13 protein-coding genes and 1 pseudogene are annotated in these 18,187 nt (G+C 70.9%); 11 read left to right on the plus strand and 3 right to left on the minus strand.

Going from position 1 to position 18,187, the window contains the following annotated elements; genetic code table 11:
• Positions 1–7: 7 nt before the first annotated feature.
• The 3 genes from M8J73_RS28630 (at position 8) to M8J73_RS28640 (ending at position 5,060) form a co-directional block, all read left to right on the plus strand.
• Complete coding sequence (locus tag M8J73_RS28630) at positions 8–1,105, plus strand: Gfo/Idh/MocA family protein (protein ID WP_055537025.1); 1,098 nt, start codon at positions 8–10, stop codon at positions 1,103–1,105.
• Positions 1,106–1,606: 501 nt separating this feature from the next.
• Entirely contained in the window at positions 1,607–4,435 is a 2,829-nt protein-coding gene (locus M8J73_RS28635; RefSeq protein ID WP_240500949.1) for a helix-turn-helix transcriptional regulator, read from the plus strand.
• Between the two features lie 43 nt (positions 4,436–4,478).
• The gene (locus tag M8J73_RS28640) at positions 4,479–5,060 is read left to right on the plus strand and encodes a Uma2 family endonuclease (RefSeq protein WP_055537023.1); all 582 of its coding nucleotides are present in this window, start codon (positions 4,479–4,481) and stop codon (positions 5,058–5,060) included.
• Here the strand turns inward: M8J73_RS28640 and M8J73_RS28645 are convergent.
• A complete protein-coding gene (locus tag M8J73_RS28645; protein ID WP_055537022.1) occupies positions 5,057–5,446 on the minus strand; it encodes an acetate and sugar kinases/Hsc70/actin family protein in 390 nt (129 codons plus the stop codon). The genes M8J73_RS28640 and M8J73_RS28645 overlap by 4 nt on opposite strands.
• Before the next feature lie 154 nt (positions 5,447–5,600).
• On the opposite strand from M8J73_RS28645, the gene M8J73_RS28650 reads away from it, so the two are divergent.
• The 4 genes and pseudogenes from M8J73_RS28650 (at position 5,601) to M8J73_RS28665 (ending at position 10,614) form a co-directional block, all read left to right on the plus strand.
• Positions 5,601–6,890, plus strand: coding sequence for an alpha/beta hydrolase (locus M8J73_RS28650; protein ID WP_107423900.1), 1,290 nt, complete (start codon positions 5,601–5,603; stop codon positions 6,888–6,890).
• Positions 6,887–8,644, plus strand: a complete 1,758-nt coding sequence (locus M8J73_RS28655; protein ID WP_055537020.1) for an FAD-dependent oxidoreductase — start codon at positions 6,887–6,889, stop codon at positions 8,642–8,644. The genes M8J73_RS28650 and M8J73_RS28655 overlap by 4 nt, the downstream gene beginning before the upstream one ends.
• Before the next feature lie 6 nt (positions 8,645–8,650).
• Entirely contained in the window at positions 8,651–9,538 is an 888-nt protein-coding gene (locus M8J73_RS28660; RefSeq protein WP_055537019.1) for an intradiol ring-cleavage dioxygenase, read from the plus strand.
• Between the two features lie 38 nt (positions 9,539–9,576).
• Positions 9,577–10,614, plus strand: a pseudogene (locus M8J73_RS28665) (maleylacetate reductase).
• Positions 10,615–10,846: 232 nt separating this feature from the next.
• Here the strand turns inward: M8J73_RS28665 and M8J73_RS28670 are convergent.
• Complete coding sequence (locus tag M8J73_RS28670; RefSeq protein WP_169797808.1) at positions 10,847–11,746, minus strand: LysR family transcriptional regulator; 900 nt, start codon at positions 11,744–11,746, stop codon at positions 10,847–10,849.
• Positions 11,747–11,973: 227 nt separating this feature from the next.
• On the opposite strand from M8J73_RS28670, the gene M8J73_RS28675 reads away from it, so the two are divergent.
• From M8J73_RS28675 to M8J73_RS28685, 3 genes are read left to right on the plus strand one after another with little or no spacing between them, the layout of a single operon-like run.
• Entirely contained in the window at positions 11,974–13,215 is a 1,242-nt protein-coding gene (locus M8J73_RS28675; RefSeq protein ID WP_055537017.1) for an acyl-CoA dehydrogenase family protein, read from the plus strand.
• A complete protein-coding gene (locus M8J73_RS28680; protein ID WP_063799152.1) occupies positions 13,212–13,784 on the plus strand; it encodes a flavin reductase family protein in 573 nt (190 codons plus the stop codon). Before M8J73_RS28675 ends, M8J73_RS28680 begins: the two co-directional genes overlap by 4 nt.
• A gap of 26 nt (positions 13,785–13,810) precedes the next feature.
• A complete protein-coding gene (locus tag M8J73_RS28685; RefSeq protein WP_055537016.1) occupies positions 13,811–15,340 on the plus strand; it encodes an acyl-CoA synthetase in 1,530 nt (509 codons plus the stop codon).
• Between the two features lie 403 nt (positions 15,341–15,743).
• Here the strand turns inward: M8J73_RS28685 and ychF are convergent, their stop codons facing one another.
• Positions 15,744–16,832 (minus strand): redox-regulated ATPase YchF, encoded by a 1,089-nt coding sequence (gene ychF, locus M8J73_RS28690; protein ID WP_055537015.1) that lies wholly within the window; start codon positions 16,830–16,832, stop codon positions 15,744–15,746.
• A 414-nt stretch (positions 16,833–17,246) separates the two neighbouring features.
• On the opposite strand from ychF, the gene M8J73_RS28695 reads away from it, so the two are divergent.
• The gene (locus M8J73_RS28695; RefSeq protein WP_249829256.1) at positions 17,247–17,873 is read left to right on the plus strand and encodes a DUF6542 domain-containing protein; all 627 of its coding nucleotides are present in this window, start codon (positions 17,247–17,249) and stop codon (positions 17,871–17,873) included.
• The last annotated feature ends 314 nt before the right edge of the window (positions 17,874–18,187 follow it).

Here is an 18,187-nt window from a genome sequence, read left to right on the forward strand (position 1 = left end):
AGTTTCCGTGCTGACGTTCGGAGTGATCGGCTGCGGTTCGATCGGCGGCTTTCTGGCCCGGCTGCTGACCCGTGAGGACAAGGAACTGGCCGACAGGGCGCGGCTGGCCGCGGTCGCCGGCCGGGACCCGGCACGGGTCGGCGCGTTGGCGGCCGAGGTGCGCTGCGGGGCGACCGACGTGGCGGGGCTGCTGGCCAGGCAGGACGTGAACGCCGTACTGGTGTGCACCCCGAGCGGCACCCATGCGCGGCTGGCCGAGGAGGCACTGCGCGCCGGCAAGCACGTGCTGGTGGAGAAGCCCGTCGACGTGACGCCGCAGACCGCGGACCGGCTGATCTCCGTGGCCCGGGAGGCGGGACGGACGCTCGGTGTGGTGTCTCAGCACCGCTTCGACCCGGCCGCCCGGCTGGCCCGTACGGCGATCGCGTCCGGGCGGCTGGGCCAGGTCACCAGCGTCATGACCGAGCTGGCATGGTGGCGCGGTTCCGCGTACTACTCCTCCGGCACCTGGCGCGGCACGCCGGCCCTGGACGGCGGCGGAGCGCTGATGAACCAGGCGATCCACGCCGTGGACCTGGTGCAGTGGCTGGCCGGGCCGGTGGTGGAGGTGGCCGCGCACACCGCGCGGCTGGCCCACCCCGGTATCGAGGTGGAGGACGTGGCGACGGCCAGTCTGCGCTTCGCGAACGGCGCCCTGGGCACCCTGCTCGCCACCACGGCCGCCTACCCGGGGCGCACCGCCCGGACGGCCGTGAACGGGGACCGGGGGTCCGTGGTCATCGACGACGACGAACTCGCCTATCTGCACCTTGCCCGAACCGGCGAGGACGCGCCCGCGTACGGAGCGTTCGGTGCCGCCGACCAGTCCGCCGACTATGCGGCGGCGCTGGTGCGGGACCCTGCCCGGGACGCCTCGGGTCTGCTGTACCAGCCGCACCGGGACCAGCTCCTGGACTTCTGCGACGCTGTGCGGGAGGGACGGCCCCCGCTGGTGGACGGGGTGGCAGGACGGCAGGCGGTGGCCGTGGTGACGGCGATCTACGCATCCGCCAGGACCGGCCGACCACAGCGGGTGGACATCGGAACCCTTGGGCCGGCGAGATGAGCTGATCGCGCGGACGCGCCGCCGCGTGTGGTTCGCCCGGTTCCGAAACGACAGACGCGACCCCTGGTGATCAAGGCTGCCGAAGCCCTTGATCACCAGGGGTCGCGTTCGCGTGCCGTTCTCCCTGATCGATGTCCTGCGGCGCCACTGCGCGGACACCCCACAGTCCCAGAACGCGTCACCCCTGCCCCTCGCTTCACCAAGGAATCATCGAAGGGCGCCCAGCAGAGGACCAACAGGGACCACGAGAAGGTAAAGCCGGGAAGGCGGCATTCCCGCCCGAGGCCCTCGCGCTCACACCCCTTGAACACCATCACGTGCGCCACTCCACCAGCCGCCACCCCTTTCCTTCCCTATGCACATGTAAAGCACATGGAAAAATTCTGAACCGCGATCCGTCACCCCATCCGACCAGCCCTACACTTGATCAACGTTGGACGGGGGATGCTCGCCACCCAGGAGGAACCCGGGCGGCTCCACGCACGTGAACAGGACGACACAATGCGAACGGAAATCGGCGATTTATTTCTGACGCCGTTCGGTGACCCCAGCAATCTAATCAACCAGCGTGGCGGAATCTTCGTCCTGCAAGGAGGTCCAGGAACTGGAAAAACTTTCCAGCTGGAAGAGGCGAAAAGACTGGCCATTGCGTCGAATTCCTTATGCCTGCACGCCACCGGGTTTCACGAAGAGCATGAAGTCCCCTTTTCCGCCTTCGAGCAGTTCATTCACGTTCCGGGTATTCCCGACACCGTACGGTCGGCCGTGTGGCGGCTCGTGCGACGTACGACGTCCGCGACCCCGTCCGGCCTCGCCCCCGCACACCTCCTTCAGGACCTCTTCTCCGCGCTGGTCGCGGCGGCGAAACACACCGGGATGGTCATCCTCATCGACGACGCCCAGTACCTGGACGCGGACTCGCACTCCTGTCTGCTCTATCTCGCCCGCCGCGCCCAGTCCCACAACATCACCCTGGTGGTCGCCTGTTCACCCGATGCCTTCTGCGACGGCGTCGGTGATTGGCTGGACCTCCTGGCACTCCCCGGCGTCTGTCTGCTCAAGGCCACCGGCCTGAGGGAAAACGATGTCAGGACGCTGCTGGAGCGCGCGCTCGGTGCCGAGGAGGCCACACGGCTGGCTGATCCGGTGCACCGGATCAGCGGCGGCAACCCCGCCCTGGCCGCAGCGCTGGTACGGGACCTGCGCGTGGCCGGAAGCATCGAGCCCGAGACGCCTGTCCCGGTCGGGGACGCCTTTCGGACCGCCTACCTCGCCGGTCTCGCCCACCACCCGTGTCTCGCGAGGACGGTCCAGGCCCTCGCAGTGCTGGGTGACGACGCGACCCCGGCACGGGCCGCCCAGTTGCTGGGGAGCCGCCCCCGTGAGATCGCGAAGCACATCGCGGCACTCGAATGCGCGGGCTTCCTCGATGAGGGCGGCTTCCGGCATCCAACCGTGCCGGGCGCCGTCCTGGGCATGCTCGGCGCCGAACGGGCGAGCCTGCACCGGCGGGCCGCCGCGCTGCTCGTCGCGGAGGGGGCACCGGCCCTCGCCGTCGCCCAGCACCTGCTGGCCGCGCAGGAGCGGCCCGACGCATCCCTGGTGCCGGTGCTGCGACGTGCCTGGCGGCAGCTGCTCGTGGCCGGGCAGACGGACCGGGCGCTCGCCTGTCTGCGCCTGGCCGACCAGGCCGAGTTAGGGGAAGAGCAGCGCGCCGACATCACTGCCGAGCTGGTCCACACCCTGGTCTCGGTCGATCCCCTGGCGGCGGAGCCCGAGGTGGGCCGGCTGCTGGCCGCGGCGCGCGCCGGGCGAGCCGACTGCCGTGCCTTGCGCCTCCTCGTCGCCTGGCTCCTCTGGTTCGGCCGGCGCGATCGGGCACGGGAGGTGCTGGTCCAGCTGGCCGAGACCTGCGACCCGTCCCACATGGACGACGGGAAACGGGAGCTGTCCGCCCTGATCGGCTGCCTGTGGCCGGAAGTCCTCGGTGACCCCGCGGTACGCGACTACTTCCGCACCGCCCAGGACAGCACCCTTGCCACACGGCACGGTGCGACGGCGATACCTCCGTCTCGCACCGCGGTGGTCCACTCCGGCCGCCTGCGGCACCTTGTGTCGCCCGTGGCCGCCACGGAGTGGAGCGACGACCACGAGGCCGCCGGGCGGCCGCCCGCCTCAGCGGACATGGACGCTCGGCCGTTCTGGAACTCGGATCTCGCGGCCGTGCTGGAACTCATGCAAGAGGGTGAGACAACCCTCGCCGACCGGCTCTGCGAGGAGAGGCTGACCCGCCTGCCCGCGGACGAGTTCCCCGCGCGGCACGCGTGGCTGGCCGCTCTGCGCGGCCACGTCCGATGGAACCTGGGAGACCCGCGTACGGCCTCGGAGTGTGCCCAGTCGGCCTTGGCCCTCCTGGACGAGCAGGGCTGGGGCGTCGCTGTCGGCTTACCCTTGTCGGTCCTGGTCTCCGCCCACACCCTCATGGGCGATCCGAGCCGGGCGGCCCGCTACCTGGAGCGACCCGTCCCGGACGAGATGTGGGACTCGTCGTTCGGCCCGCTGTACCGCATCGCCCTCGGCTGTTACCTCCTGGAGACGGGCCGTCCGGACATGGCGTTGAACGAGTTCCTCGCCTGCGCCCCGAAGGGCGAAGACCGACCGGCCGACCCCCTCGGCTGCTCCGGCTGGCGCGCCCACGCCGCAGAGGCGTATCTGGCCCTCGGCGAGCCGGAGCAGGCCCGACGGATGGCCGACGCGGAGCTCCTGCGGGGCGACCGGCCGACCGACGCCCGAGGTCGAGCCCTGCGGATCCTGGCCGAGGTCGACGCCCCCGAGCACCGCAGGGCTCATCTGGAGGAGGCGGAGCGCACCCTGCGCGGGGCGCACAGCCGTCTCCCGCTCGCCCAGGTGCTGGCCCAGCTCAGCCAGGTGGACCTGGCGGACGGTCACACCCGTACCGCGCGGGCCCGCCGGAAAGAGGCACTGAGCCTGGCCACCGCATGCGGTGCGCCCCATCGGTTACGGTCTCCCGCGAGCCCACTCGACGAGCCGTTGGCGCCGCCCCGGCCGGCCTGGGCGGAGGGCGGACAGCCGGCGGCAACCGGTCCGGCGCCGAGGCGCGCCACTGGCGCCGGGGGTCTGACGGAAGCCGAGTGGCGGGTTGCCTCGCTGGCCGCAGCGCACAGGTCGAACCGGCAGATCGCCGCCCAGCTGTACATCACGGTGAGCACGGTGGAGCAACATCTGACCCGCGTGTACCGAAAACTCTCGGTCCGCCGCCGGTCGGACTTACCCGGCCTGCTGGGAGTCGAGGGGCAGTCGCACTGCTGACGCTCTCGTCGCCCGGGCGCCACCGAGTCGCTACGGTTGAGCCATGACCGCACTGCCCGACTGGATGCGCCCGCCGCGCGCGGAAGGCTGGTTCGCGGAGGACCTGGACCGCCTCCCCGAGGCGCCTCGCCATACCGAGCTGATCGACGGAGCCCTCGTCTTCATGATGTCGCCCCAACGGTCCTGGCACGGCCGCCTTGTCACCTCTCTCACCACCGCGCTCATGGCCACCGCGCCCCCCGGTCTCGAGGTCGAACGGGAGATGACGATCCGCCTTGACAAGCGGAACCGCCCGGAGCCGGATCTGCTCGTGACGACCGCGCCGTACGACCCGGACCGCACGTGGTACGCGCCGGAAGAGGTCCAGCTCGTCGTCGAGGTCGTCTCACCGGAATCCGCCCACCGCGACCGCACGGTGAAGCTGCACAAGTACGCAGAAGCCAAGATCCCGCACTACTGGTGTGTCGACGAGGAGAACGGTGTTTCTGTCGTCCACGTCTACGAACTCGACGAACCGACGGGCGTCTACGCGCCTGCGGGCATCTTCCGGGGCACCCTCAAGCGCCCCGTGCCTTTCGAGATCAGCCTGGATCTCGACAAGCTCACCCCGCCTAGGCGCACCTAGGAGTCAGCACGGAGAGACAGAAGGGCCGGGCTCGCCGAAGCCCGGCCCCTGCTGACCCGCACGAAACCACCCGACAAGGCACTGGCCTGCGGAAATACGCGCACATCCAAGACGAGGTCGGGGTCGAGGGTGAGGACGAGGGCCGAGATTCCGTTGGCGAGGGCGGACGCGTAGGCGCGTACGGCGTCGGCGGCCTCGAGGTCGCTCGGCGCGGCGCTGAACACGGCCTCGACGTCGGCACCGTGGGCCTCCAGGTCGTCGGGGGCGTCGCACCAGCCCAGCAGGCGCAGGTTCCCGATCTCGCCGGCGGCGCCGTTCGGACCCCGGTGCGGCCGTCCGCCGACGATCATCCCGGCACCGGTGCGCCGGCCGGCGAGGACGTGCACGGCTCGTCGATGTGGCGGGCGCAGCCGCGCCAGTGCTCGGCGGGGGTGGCGAGGTCGGCGTCATTCTCGGCGTTCACCTGGCAGCCGAAGCGGCTGGGGACGCAGCCGCCGAGGTTCACTCAGCTTCACGCACAAACTGTCGGTCGTCGAGCAGTTGGAGGCCGCGCTCCGCACCGACGCCCTGGTCACCCTCGCCGCCACGCGCACCTTCCCGGTGAAGCAGCCGCCCTCGGGGGCGCTGATGAGCGCCATGCATCACGGCGTCCCCAACCGGCATTGGACCGGCCCGGAGCCGGTCACCAATAGTGCTGGGGATGGGCGCAGACGCCGTGACGGAGGTTCGCCGATAACCATCTCCCCCACACCCGCAACCGCCGAGCCGGCCCGTGCCGCCTCGCCGTTGACGATCAGCGAGCAAGGCGCGTTCTGGGTCGGTGTCGGGCGCAAGCCGACCGAGGCCGGGACGGCCGCCGAGGCCGCGATGTACGTCCAGTACCAGATCCCGGCCGATCTCCGGCATCCGCTGCCCGTGGTGATGGTCCACGGAGGCGGCGGCCAGGGCACGGACTACCTGTCGACGCCGGACGGGCGCCCCGGCTGGGCCACCCGGTTCCTCCAGGCCGGTTACGCCGTGTACGTGGTCGACCGTCCTGGTCACGGGCGCTCCCCGTACCACCCCGATGTCCTCGGGCCCGTCGAGGGCGCTGCGCCGACGTACGAGTTCATCCGCTGGCTGTTCTGCGAGGGGGCGGGACGACCCGGTAGCCAGTGGCCCGGCAGCGGCGAGATCGGCGACGACTCCGCGCTGGACCAGTTGATGGCGAGCCAGGGCCCGACGCTGCCCACCTTCGCCGAGAACGAGGAGCAGATGCGGCGCTGCGGGGCCGAGTTGCTGGACCGTATCGGACCGGCCGTGCTGATCACCCACTCCATGGGGGGGCCGTTCGGCTGGCTGGTCGCCGATGCCCGGCCCGGGCTGGTGAAGGCCGTTGTCTCCATCGAGCCGATCGGGCCGCCGTTCACCGAACTGCCCGGCCTCGGAAAGCTGGAGTGGGGGCTCACCGCCGCCCCGATCACTTACGAGCCGCCGGTAACGACCCCGGCCGAACTGCGCCTTCGGCTGCGCGAGGCGGGGGGCGACGGGCTGCAGGACTGTCTCGTCCAGGACGAAGAGGCAGGCGCCGTGCGGTCCCTGCCGGGGCTCCAGGGCTTCCCGATCGCCGTGGTCGCGGCCGACGTCTCGCCGTTCGCGGCGTTCCAGCACGGTGTCGCCGACTACCTCGCCCAGGCCGGTGCCGACGTCGAGTTGCTGCGCCTGGCGGACCTGGGACTCACGGGCAACGGTCACCTGCCCATGGGCGAGAAGAACTCCGACGACGTGGCCGAGGCACTGATGACCTGGCTGGACAAGCGACTGGCGGATGCGGAGGAAACGTCCCGATGACAGCCGTGCCGATCGTCGAGACCGATGTGCTCATCGTGGGAAGCGGGCCCGCGGGAGCGAGCGCCGCACTGGCGCTGAGCACCTATGGCGTGCCGAACGTCATGGTCACCCGCTACTCACGCCTCGCGGACACGCCCCGGGCGCACATCACCAACCAGCGCACCATGGAAGTGCTGCGTGACCTGGGTGTCGAAGAGGATGTGATCGCCCAGGCCACCCCGCAGCATCTGATGGGCAACACCGTCTTCTGCACCGCCATCGCGGGCGAGGAGCTCGGCCGGCTGAGGTCCTGGGGCAACGAACCGCTCGTGCAGGCCGCGCACGAGCTGGCGAGCCCCACCCGCATGTGCGACATGCCGCAGCACCTCATGGAGCCAGTGCTCGTGAACGCGGCCACAGCACGCGGAAGCCAACTGCGGTTCGGCACCGAGTACCTGTCGCACGAGCAGGACGCCGACGGCGTGACCGCCACGGTCCGCGACCGGCTGCGCGGCGACACGTACACCATCGGCGCCAAGTACCTGATCGGCGCGGACGGCGGACGCAGCAAGGTGGCCGAGGACGCCGGGCTGCCGATGGGCGGCCAGATGGGCGTGGCCGGCAGCATCAACATCGTCTTCGACGCGGACCTCAGCAAGTACGTGGCGCACCGACCCGCCACCCTCTACTGGGTGCTGGCGCCCGGCGCGACCGTGGGCGGCATCGGCGCCGGCCTGGTGCGCTGCGTACGGACGTGGAACGAGTGGCTGATCGTGTGGGGCTACGACGTCGACGCCGGGCCGCCGGACCTCACCGAGGAGTACGCCCTGTCCGTCGTCCGCAAGCTCATCGGCGACGACGAGATCCCGGTGACCATCAAGTCGTCCTCCGCGTGGACGGTCAACGAGATGTACGCCGAGACGTACTCCAGCGGCCGGGTGTTCTGCGCGGGCGACGCCTGCCACCGGCACCCACCGTCCAACGGGCTGGGCTCCAACACCTCCATCCAGGACTCCTACAACCTGGCGTGGAAGCTGAAGCTCGTCCTGGACGGCACCGCGTCCCCGTCCCTGCTGGACACCTACAGTGACGAGCGGGCACCGGTCGGCAAGCAGGTCGTCACCCGGGCCAACCAGTCCATCGGTGAGACGGCACCCGTTTTCGAAGCGCTCGGCGGCCTGGCGCCGCAGACCCCCGAGCAGCTGTGGCGGAACATCGCCGCCCGCAAGGACGCCACCACGGAGGCCGAGGAGCAGCGGGCGCGGCTGCGGGAGGCGATCGCCTTCAAGGCATACGAGTTCAACGCCCACGGCGTGGACCTCAACCAGCGCTACACCTCCGCCGCGATCGTCCCGGACGGAACCGAGGACCCCGGCTTCGCACGCGACCCCGAGCTGTACTTCCAGCCGAGCACCCGCCCCGGCGCCAAGCTCCCGCACGCCTGGCTCTCCGCGGGCACCCGCAATCCGTCCACCCTGGACCTGGGCGGGAACGGCCGGTTCACCCTGATCACCGGCATCGGCGGCGAGCCCTGGACGGAGGCCGCCCGCATCCTCGGCAAGGAGTTCGGCCTGGAGATCGCCACGGCGGTCATCGGCCCCGGCCAGGAGTACGAGGACCCGTACGGGGACTGGGCCCGGCTGCGGGAGATCGGCGACTCGGGCGCGCTGCTGGTGCGGCCGGACAACCATGTGGCCTTCCGCCGCCAGGACGCCACCGGTGACGTCACGGCCGCACTGAGGGACGCACTGCTGCAGATCCTCGGGCGGGGCTGAGCGGCCATGGACCTCACCGCGAAGACCGCGAAGACCGCGAGTTCCGCGACGACGACGGCGGTGCTGGAAAGCTTCGCCCACACCTCCGATGCCCGACTGCGCGAGGTGCTGGTCTCCCTGACGCGCCACCTGCACGATTTCGTACGGGACATCGAGCCGACCCAGGCCGAGTGGGAGCGGGCGATCGACTTCCTCACCGCGACCGGGCACATGTGCGACGACACCCGGCAGGAGTTCATCCTGCTGTCGGACGTCCTGGGTGTGTCGATGCTCGTCGAGACGATCAACGACCACAAGGCGTCCGCCGCGACCGACTCGACGGTGCTCGGCCCCTTCCACATGACCGAGTCCCCGGTCCGTGAACTCGGGGCGAACATCGATCTGGTCGGCGGCGGCGAGCCGTGTGTGATCAGCGGACGGGTCGTCTCCGTCGACGGCACTCCGCTGCCCGGCGCGACGCTGGACGTGTGGCAGGCCGACGACCAGGGCTTCTACGACGTCCAGCAGCCGGAGAAGCAGCCGCCGGGCAATGGGCGCGGGCTGTTCACAGCGGACGCGGAGGGGCGGTTCTGGTTCCGCTCGTGCGTGCCCAGCCCGTATCCGATCCCGACGGACGGGCCGGTCGGCTCCCTGCTGGAGGCCACCGGCCGTCACCCCTACCGTCCGGCCCATGTCCACTTCATCGTGGGCGCCGAGGGGTACAGCCCGGTGACGACGCACATCTTCGTGGCGGGCAGCGACTATCTGGAGTCGGACGCCGTCTTCGCCGTGAAGGAGAGCCTGGTCGAGGAGTTCGTCGAGGTGGACTCCCCCGAGGAAGCCGCGGAGTTGGGCCTGGCCAACCCCTTCCGCCGGGCGCGCTTCGACATCGTGCTGCAACCGGTGATCGCGTGAAGGACGAGGCCCTGGACTTCACCTACCAGGCCCAGCCGATGCGCGTCCTCTTCCGGTCGGGTGCCGTCCCGGACGCGGTGCCCGACGAGGTCGCGCTTCTCGGCCTCGGCAGCGTCCTCGTGCTGTGCGACGACCATGGCCTGGACACGGCCCATGCCGTCGCCGCGTCTCTCGGCGACGCCTGCGCCGGGCTGCACGCGGGGGCGGTGACGCACGTCCCGGTGGAGGTCGCCGACCTGGCCGTCGAAGCGGCTCGCGAAGCCCGGGCCGACGGCTGCGTGGCGGTCGGCGGCGGTTCGGTGACCGGCCTGGCCAAGGCCGTCGCGCTCAGGACCGGCCTGCCGATCGTCGCCGTCCCGACGACGTACGCCGGATCGGAGATGACACCCGTCTGGGGCCTGACCGAGGGCGCGGTCAAACGCACCGGGCGCGACCCGAAGGTGTTGCCGCGCAGCGTCGTGTAAGACCCGCTGCTCACGCTCACCATGCCGCCCGTGGGGTCCGCGACGAGCGGCATGAACGCGATCGCGCACGCCGTCGAGGCTCTGTACGCCCCGGACTCCACTCCGATCGTCTCCCTCATGGCGGAGGAGGGTGTGCGGGCGCTGGCCGCGGCCCTTCCCGAGATCGTCGCCGACCCCTCGGGGCATGACGCGCGCAGCCGCGCGCTGTACGGGGCGTGGCTGCGCGGTGCCTGTCTCGGCGCCACCACCATGGGGCTGCACCACAAGCTCTGCCATGTGCTCGGCGGCACCTTCGACCTGCCGCACGCCGAGACACACGCCGTCGTCCTGCCCCATGTGCTGGCCTTCAACGCGCCGGCGGTTCCCGAGGCACTGGCGGCGCTGCGCCGGGCGCTCGATGTCCCGGATCCGGTACGGGAGTTGCGCGAGCTGGGCGAGCGTCTTGGCATCCCGCGATCGCTCGCCGACCTGGGCCTGACCGCCGCCGACGCGGACCGTGCGGTCGATGTCGCTCTCGGGGCGCCGTACGCGAATCCCCGCCCGGCCTCCGCCGACGATCTGCGCGCCGTCCTGCACGCGGCCTGGGCGGGCGAGCGGCCGTACGGCGGCTGACCCCCCTACTGGGGCCCGCCCGGCGGATCATGCCGGCGTCGCGGGGCGTGGCACGCGCATCTGCCGCGTTGTCGTCGGTTGCCGACTCCCCCACGCTCGAACAACCTCGCGCGGGGGCCCCCATCGCGTCGCCGCCCTCCTCCGCCTTGCAGCTGCACGCACCACGCCCCGCTCGGCTTGCCCGGAATGTGCCTGCCGTTTCTTGTAGCCGGCCTGATCCGCCGGGCAGGCCCTAGGAGATCTCGGCGTACGGAACGCCGGTCGCGCGTCGGGCCACCCGGCGTGCGACCTCGGCGAAGGCCGGGGCGGCGGGCGAGTGACCGGCCTCCGGAAAGGCGACGGCGGCCACCAAGCCGAGGGGCTCCTTCGGAGCGACGTTCTCCACTCCTGGGTGCGGGAACATCCGGGTGGCCGACAGCGGCATCAGTCCCACCATGTGCTGGTAGGCGATCTTCAAGGACACGTCCTGGGCCGAGCGGGCGTGGAAGCCGACCGTCGGGGCGTCGTCGTCCCCGTTTCGCCCGCCCACCCAGAAGTCGAGGCCCGGCTCGGGGGTGACCCAGGGCTGATCGAAGACCTCGGTCACGTCTACCGCGGCTGCCCCGGCCAGCGGATGCCCCTTCCACAGCGCGAGGGAAGCGGGCTCGGTGAAGATCGGTACTCGTGTCACGCCCGGCATGTCGACGTTCAGGGGCAACAGCGCCACGTCGTGCTCGCCGGCCAGCAGCGGGGCGAGACCCTGGTGGAAGTCCGCTTCATGCACCCGGATCGTGACGCTGGGATACCGCTCGCAGAACGCCTCGATGACCGGATGCGTCAGCTCCGCGAGAGCCACCCCGTAGAGCGCGACCCGCACCTCGTCCCGTTGCCTGGCCCTGATGGCGTCCGCGGCGGCGGCGAGCCGGTCGGCGTCGGCCAGCACCTCGCCCGCCCGTTCGAGCAGTTCCGCGCCGTCGGCGGTGAGCGCCACATGCCGTTTGTCGCGGTCGAACAGCTGGACGCCCAGCTCACGCTCGAGGGCGGCGATCGATCGCGTCAGCGCGGGCTGCGTCAGGTGCAGACGCTCGGCGGCGACCCGGTAATTCAAGGTCTCGGCGAGCGCCGAGAAATGGCGCAGGTTCCGGAGTTCCACTCTGACCTCCAGAAAGGCGAGGCCCACGGCGTTGTGGTCGCGCCAGGTTACAGCGCGCTTCCCCGCACGTCACCAGGCAGAAATGTGCGGCATTCCCGTCACCCCCTCCGACCTGCTGTGATGCACGACACTCATCAAGCCCCCAGTTACCGGCATTGGACGGTCCTTCGCCGCGCTGCCGACACTCGCTTCAGGCCGACCCAGAACAGCAGCGGATGGGGTGCGAATTGTCCGAGACAACCGAGGCAGCCGAGAAAATCATCGAGATTCCGCAGCCGGAGCCGGATCTGACACCGGAGGAACTGGTGCGCCGGGCCGCCGACATGAGGGCCTGGCTACGTGATCATCAGGACGAGACCGAACAGCGGACCGGTATCTCCGAGGACACGCACAAGGCGTTCCTGGAGGCGGGTTTCTACCGGTCCCTCCAGCCACGCCGCTTCGGCGGCTACGAGTTCGACCTGCGGACCTACTCCCGGATGGTCACCGAGGTGGCCCGCGGCTGCCCGTCCAGCGGCTGGAACCTGTGTCTGGCCGCCTCCCACAGCCTGGTGGTGGCCGGCCGCTTCCCCGAGAGCACCCAGCGCGAGGTGTTCGGGCCGGACGGTGACTTCCGGGCGCCGCTGCCGATCGCCCCGAGCGCCACCGCGACGAGGACCCCCGACGGGTACCTGGTCAACGGCCGCTGGGACTACGCCTCCGGAGTCAACGTCTCCACGCACTTCCTGGGTGGCGTGCTCATCGTCGACGAAGAGGGCGGCATTCCCACGCCGGGCATGGTGCTCGTGCCCTCCGGCTGGCGGATGCTCGACAACTGGGGCGAGATCCTGGGCTTCCGCGGCAGCGGCTCCAACAGCGTCGTGGCCGAGGACGTCCTCGTACCGTACGAGTACGTGTCCAGGACCCACCTCGCGGCGGCCGACGCCACCGACGGGCCGGGTGTGGAACTGCACGGCAACCCGATGTACGCGGGCCGGCTGATGCCGTTCTTCAACATCCAGCTGTGTTCGATCGTGGCGGGCACCGCCTGGGCCGCGGTCGACGAGTACCAGCGGATCATCACCACCAAGAACAGCCAGCTGCCGCCCTTCAAGCCGCGCAGCCACGATCCGGAACACCAGCGCAACCTCGGCCTGGCCACGGCCCTGGCCGACAGCGCGCAGCGGATCATCCTGTCGGTCGCCGACGACTACACCGCGTACGCCGCCCGAGGCCTGGCAGGGGGCGAGCCCTTCTCCGAACTGGACGACCAGGCCCTCTCCCTCACGGCCCGGCAGTCCGGCCAACTCGCCTGCCAGGCCGTCGAGATGCTGGCCTCGGCCAGTGGCTCCAGCGCGCTGGCGAACGGCCAGCGCATGCAGCGGTACCTGCGCGACGTCGCCACGTACAAGACCCACATCAACGCGCAGCACGGCTCGTGGGCCACGGCGTACGCCCGTTCTCTGCTCGGCGTGGAGAACTCGGCGTGAACCGCCCGACGCCCGCCGCGACGGCGCCCGGCGGTGGCCCGGCAGACGACCCCGGCCTGTTCCGGCACGTGCTCGGCCACTACCCGACGGGTGTCACGGTGGTCACCGCGAAGGAACCCGACGGCACCCCGGTCGGCATGGTGATCGGCTCGTTCACCTCGGTGTCCCTGGACCCTCCGCTCGTCGCGTTCCTCCCCGGCCGATCCTCCACGACCTGGCCAAGGATCATGGCCGGCGGCTCCTTCTGCGTGAACGTGCTGGCCGCCGGCCAGGAGGGCCTCTGCCGGGACGTCAGCGCCAAGGCACCCGACGTCTTCGACCGCCACCCGTGGCGCGGCGCGGCCTCGGGCAGCCCCGTCCTCGCGGGCTCCGTCGCCTGGATCGACTGCGACATCGCCGACGTGTGGACCCTCGGCGACCACTACTTCGTCCTCGGCCACGTGCGGGAACTCGGGGTGGAGAAGACCGGCGTCTCGCCGCTGGTCTTCTCCCGGGGGCGGCTCGCCCCGTTGCCGCCCCGCCGGGACCACGACGAATCGGCCGACTACACATGGCCCGACTGGCTCTGAGAGCTCTGAGAGAAGAGAGACGCACCATGCGCAATCAAGGGCTCGGCTCGTGGCCCGCGCGGCGTGCCCGCATGGCACCGGAGGCCACCGCCGTCGTGCACGACGGTGGATCCCTGTCCTACGGAGAGCTGGCCGCGCGCGTGATGCGGCTCGCTCACGCCCTGCGTGCCCTGGGAGTCGGACACGGCGACCGGGTGGCCTACCTGGGCTCGAACCATCCGGCCCTGACGGAGACGCTGTTCGCCGCGAACGCGCTGGGCGCCGTCTTCGTCCCGCTCAACACCCGCCTCGCGGCACCTGAGTTGGCCTTCATCCTGGGCGACTCGGGAGCGTCGGTGCTGGTGTTCGCGGCCGAACTCACCGACATCGTCGACGCGTTCAGGGGCGACGTCGAGGTGAAGCACTACGTCGAGGTGGGGAAGGCGTACGAGGAGCTGCTCGCGAGTGCGCCGGACAACCCCCTGGACGAGACGGTCGGCCTCGATGAGGTGTGCATGATCCAGTACACCTCTGGCACCAGCGGCCGTCCCAAGGGCGTCATGTTGACCCACGCCAACATCGCCTGGAACTGCTTCAACATCCTGCTGGAGGTGGACATCGCCTCCGACGACGTCGCTCTGGTGGTGGCACCGATGTTCCACACCGCCGCCCTCAACGCCGTCTTCCTGCCGGGCTTCCTCAAAGGAGGGATGTCGGTGCTGATGCGCGGCTTCGATCCGGACCGGGTGCTCGACGTCATCGCCGAGCACCGGGTGACGAGGATGTTCGGCGTGCCCGCGATGTACCAGGCCATGGCCCGGTCGTCGCGGTGGGCGACGGCCGATCTGTCGTCGGTCCGGATCCTGATGTGCGCGGCGGCACCCGTCCCCAAGGCCCTCATCCACACGTACCAGGACCGTGGCCTGACCTTCCTCCAGGAGTACGGCCTGACCGAGACCGCTCCCGCCGCGCTGGGCCTGCGCGCACCGGACAGCATCCGCAAGGCCGGCTCGGCCGGCAAACCCTGCTTCTTCACCGACGTACGCGTGGTACGGCCCGACCTCACCGATGTCGCACCGGGCGAGGTCGGCGAGGTGATCATCGAGGGCCTCAACGTGATGAAGGGCTACTGGCAGTGGCCCGAAGCGACCAAGGACGCCTTCGTCGAGGGAAGTTGGTTCCGCTCCGGAGACGCGGCCACTGTCGACGAGGAGGGGTACGTCACGATCGTCGACCGCATCAAGGACATGTACATCTCCGGCGGGGAGAACGTCTATCCGGCCGAGGTCGAGCAACTCCTCTACCAGCATCCCGCGGTCGCCGAATGCGCGGTGATCGGCGTACCCGACGAACGATGGGGCGAAGTGGGCAGAGCGCTGGTCGTGCCCCGCGCGGGCGCCGACGTGTCGCCCGACGACATCTTGGACTCCCTGTCCGGCCGACTCGCCAAGTACAAGCTCCCCAAGTCGGTCGTCCTCGTCGACGCCCTGCCCCGCAACGCCACCGGCAAGATCCTCAAGGCCCGCCTGCGCAGCCAGTACGGCTCCCTGTCAGTCCGCGGCGCCGAGGAGGCATGACGCCAGGCCAGGGAATCCGACCACTCCACGCCACACGGTCACCACATCGTTCGCCGACAGTGGCGGGGGCCTCGCCTCCCTGCGGGCCCCGCGCGAAAGCCGGTGGACGGCGGCGCGACTTCGCCCGCATCGCCGACTGCCGCACCGGCGAGGTCAGCTGCACCGGGACCGACGACTACGGCACCTGGAACCCTTGGGCGACAGCCCGGCTGCCGTCGGTCCCGGAAGGGCCGTAGATCCCTGGGGCGCAAATCCCCGTAGGAAGTCGGTCACCCTTGCCCGTCCTGCTCGCGACATGCCGCGCCGGCGGTCTCACTGAGGGCGGGACAAGGGGCCTGACCCGAAAGAGTCAGACCCCTGTTGACCTGCTTGTTTGCCAGATGAAGTGGCGCCAAGTCACCTGCTAGACATTGAAGCGGAACTCCACCACGTCGCCGTCCTGCATCACGTAGTCCTTGCCCTCCATGCGGGCCTTGCCCTTGGCACGGGCCTCGGCCACCGAACCGGTCTCCACCAGGTCGTCGAAGGAGATGACCTCCGCCTTGATGAAGCCCTTCTGGAAGTCGGTGTGGATCACGCCGGCCGCCTCGGGGGCGGTGGCGCCCTTCTTGATCGTCCAGGCGCGGGACTCCTTGGGGCCCGCCGTGAGGTAGGTCTGGAGGCCGAGGGTGTTGAAGCCGACGCGGGCGAGGGTGGCCAGGCCGGGCTCCTCGGCGCCGACCGACTCCAGGAGCTCCATCGCGTCCTCCTCGTCGAGCTCGGCGAGGTCCGCCTCCAGCTTGGCGTTGAGGAAGATCGCCTCGGCCGGGGCGACCAGGGCGCGCTGCTCCTCCTTGAAGGACTCGTCGACCAGTTCGTCCTCGTCGACGTTGAAGACGTACAGGAAGGGCTTCGTCGTCAGCAGGTGCAGGTCGTGCAGCAGCTCCTCGTTGCCGGATCCCTGGACGATGCCCGCGGAGAACAGCGTGTCGCCCTTCTCCAGGATCTCCTTGGCCTCCTCGACGGCCTTCACCTTCGGCGCGATGTCCTTCTTGATGCGCGACTCCTTCTGGAGGCGCGGCAGGACCTTCTCGATGGTCTGGAGGTCGGCGAGGATCAGCTCGGTGTTGATCGTCTCGATGTCGTCCTTCGGCGAGACCTTGCCGTCGACGTGGACGACGTTCTCGTCCTTGAAGGCGCGGATGACCTGGCAGATCGCGTCGGACTCACGGATGTTCGCCAGGAACTTGTTGCCGAGGCCCTCGCCCTCGCTGGCGCCGCGCACGATGCCCGCGATGTCGACGAAGTCGACGGTCGCCGGGAGGACGCGCTGCGACCCGAAGATCTCGGCCAGCTTCGTCAGGCGCTCGTCCGGGACGCCGACGACGCCGACGTTCGGCTCGATCGTGGCGAACGGGTAGTTGGCCGCCAGCACGTCGTTCTTGGTCAGGGCGTTGAACAGGGTCGACTTGCCGACGTTGGGCAGACCGACGATTCCGATCGTGAGCGACACGTTTACGACTTCCCGTACGTAGGAGGGCCAGGCGGCCGGTGGCCTGGGGCGGCGGGGCCTGGGGGTGCGGTCCGGCGGATCGTGCCCCAGGGGCCAGAGGGCTGGCCGGTCCCCCAGTTTACGGCGTGCCCGCGCCCCGCCCGGCGGCGTATCGAACGCTTGGCCAAGGTCCCCTCAACGGCGTGTCTGTGCACCCATTCGGCACATTAACCGACCTAAGTTGGTCGAGTGGAGCAGCACAGGACGCATCGCCCTCGGACCGGACCGCAGCGTGGCACTCCCCTTCCGCCACAGATGGTCAGAGGCGGCCGGGAGCGCGGCGGCGCGGGGGCGCCGCGTCGTGCCCCGGTCGCGCGCGGGCCCGTCCCTGCCCCTGCCCGAGCCGTGCGGCGCGTCTCTCGCGCCGTGCGCCGGATGCCGAACCCCCGGCTGACCGGGCTGGGCGGCGGCCTGTTCTGCGCGGTGTCGATGTTCGCGCTGGCCTGCCTGGACCGGCTGCTGTTCGGCGCGTCGCTCACGGTGTACGGGGCGCTGTTCCTGCCGGTCAGCGCGTTGACGGCGGTGTGGGTGCGGCGGGGTGACCTCGCGAGCGGGCCGGTGGTCGTGCCCATCGCCTTCGCGGCCGGGCTGCCCCCGATCGCCGGGGGCGAGGGCGGACCCGCCGCGTATCTGATGGGCCTGGTCACCGCCCTCGCGATGGCCGCGGGCTGGCTCTACGGCGGCACGCTGATCGCCGGCGTCATCGTGACCGTACGCAAGCTGCGCCTGATGGCCCGACGGGCGGCGGAGCGGGAAGCGTCGATGTCCCGGGGAACTGTGGCGCCCCGGGGAGGGGAAGCGCCCCGAGGGGCGGCGGCGCCCGGGAGGACGAAGGCGTTCCGGGAGGCGGCGGCGCCCCGGGGATCGGAGGCGCCGCGAGGGCTCGGACGACCGGGAACGCCCGGCGCCCAGCCCCACCCCTCGTACGACCACGCCCCGGCCCGGCCCCGGACCCCGAAGCCCCCGGCCCAGCCACGCCGCACGGTGCCCCGCGGCTTCTGACCCACCCTCGGGCCGGTCCGGGCCGCCGCGCCCCTGCCGTGGTCCGCCGGGGCCCGCCGGGGAGCCGCCGGGGCCCGGCGAGGAGTCAGGGCCCGCCGGGGAGCCGGGGACCTGGCGAGGAGCCGCCGGGGGAGTGTCATGCCAGTCCGTATCCGACGCCCCGCCGGGCCGTGATCAGCGGCGGGCCGAGGGCGCTCTTCTGATCAGCCGGCCCTGGAACGAGTCCGCGCGCCCCTCCGGGATCGGCCCGCCTCCCGGATCGGCCTGCTTCCCGGATGGGTCCGCCTCCGGACGGGTCTGCGCCCCGCCCCTCC

The sequence above is a fragment of the Streptomyces neyagawaensis genome, from assembly GCF_023516595.1.
Taxonomy (GTDB): Bacteria; Actinomycetota; Actinomycetes; order Streptomycetales; family Streptomycetaceae; genus Streptomyces; species Streptomyces neyagawaensis.

Coding starts and splice junctions, on each gene's coding strand:
- M8J73_RS28685 (WP_055537016.1), top strand. CDS start 13,811: ATGCGCAATCAAGGGCTCGGCTCGTGGCCCGCGCGGCGTGCCCGCATG.
- M8J73_RS28695 (WP_249829256.1), top strand. CDS start 17,247: ATGCCGAACCCCCGGCTGACCGGGCTGGGCGGCGGCCTGTTCTGCGCG.
- M8J73_RS28635 (WP_240500949.1), top strand. CDS start 1,607: ATGCGAACGGAAATCGGCGATTTATTTCTGACGCCGTTCGGTGACCCC.
- M8J73_RS28655 (WP_055537020.1), top strand. CDS start 6,887: ATGACAGCCGTGCCGATCGTCGAGACCGATGTGCTCATCGTGGGAAGC.
- M8J73_RS28660 (WP_055537019.1), top strand. CDS start 8,651: ATGGACCTCACCGCGAAGACCGCGAAGACCGCGAGTTCCGCGACGACG.
- M8J73_RS28640 (WP_055537023.1), top strand. CDS start 4,479: ATGACCGCACTGCCCGACTGGATGCGCCCGCCGCGCGCGGAAGGCTGG.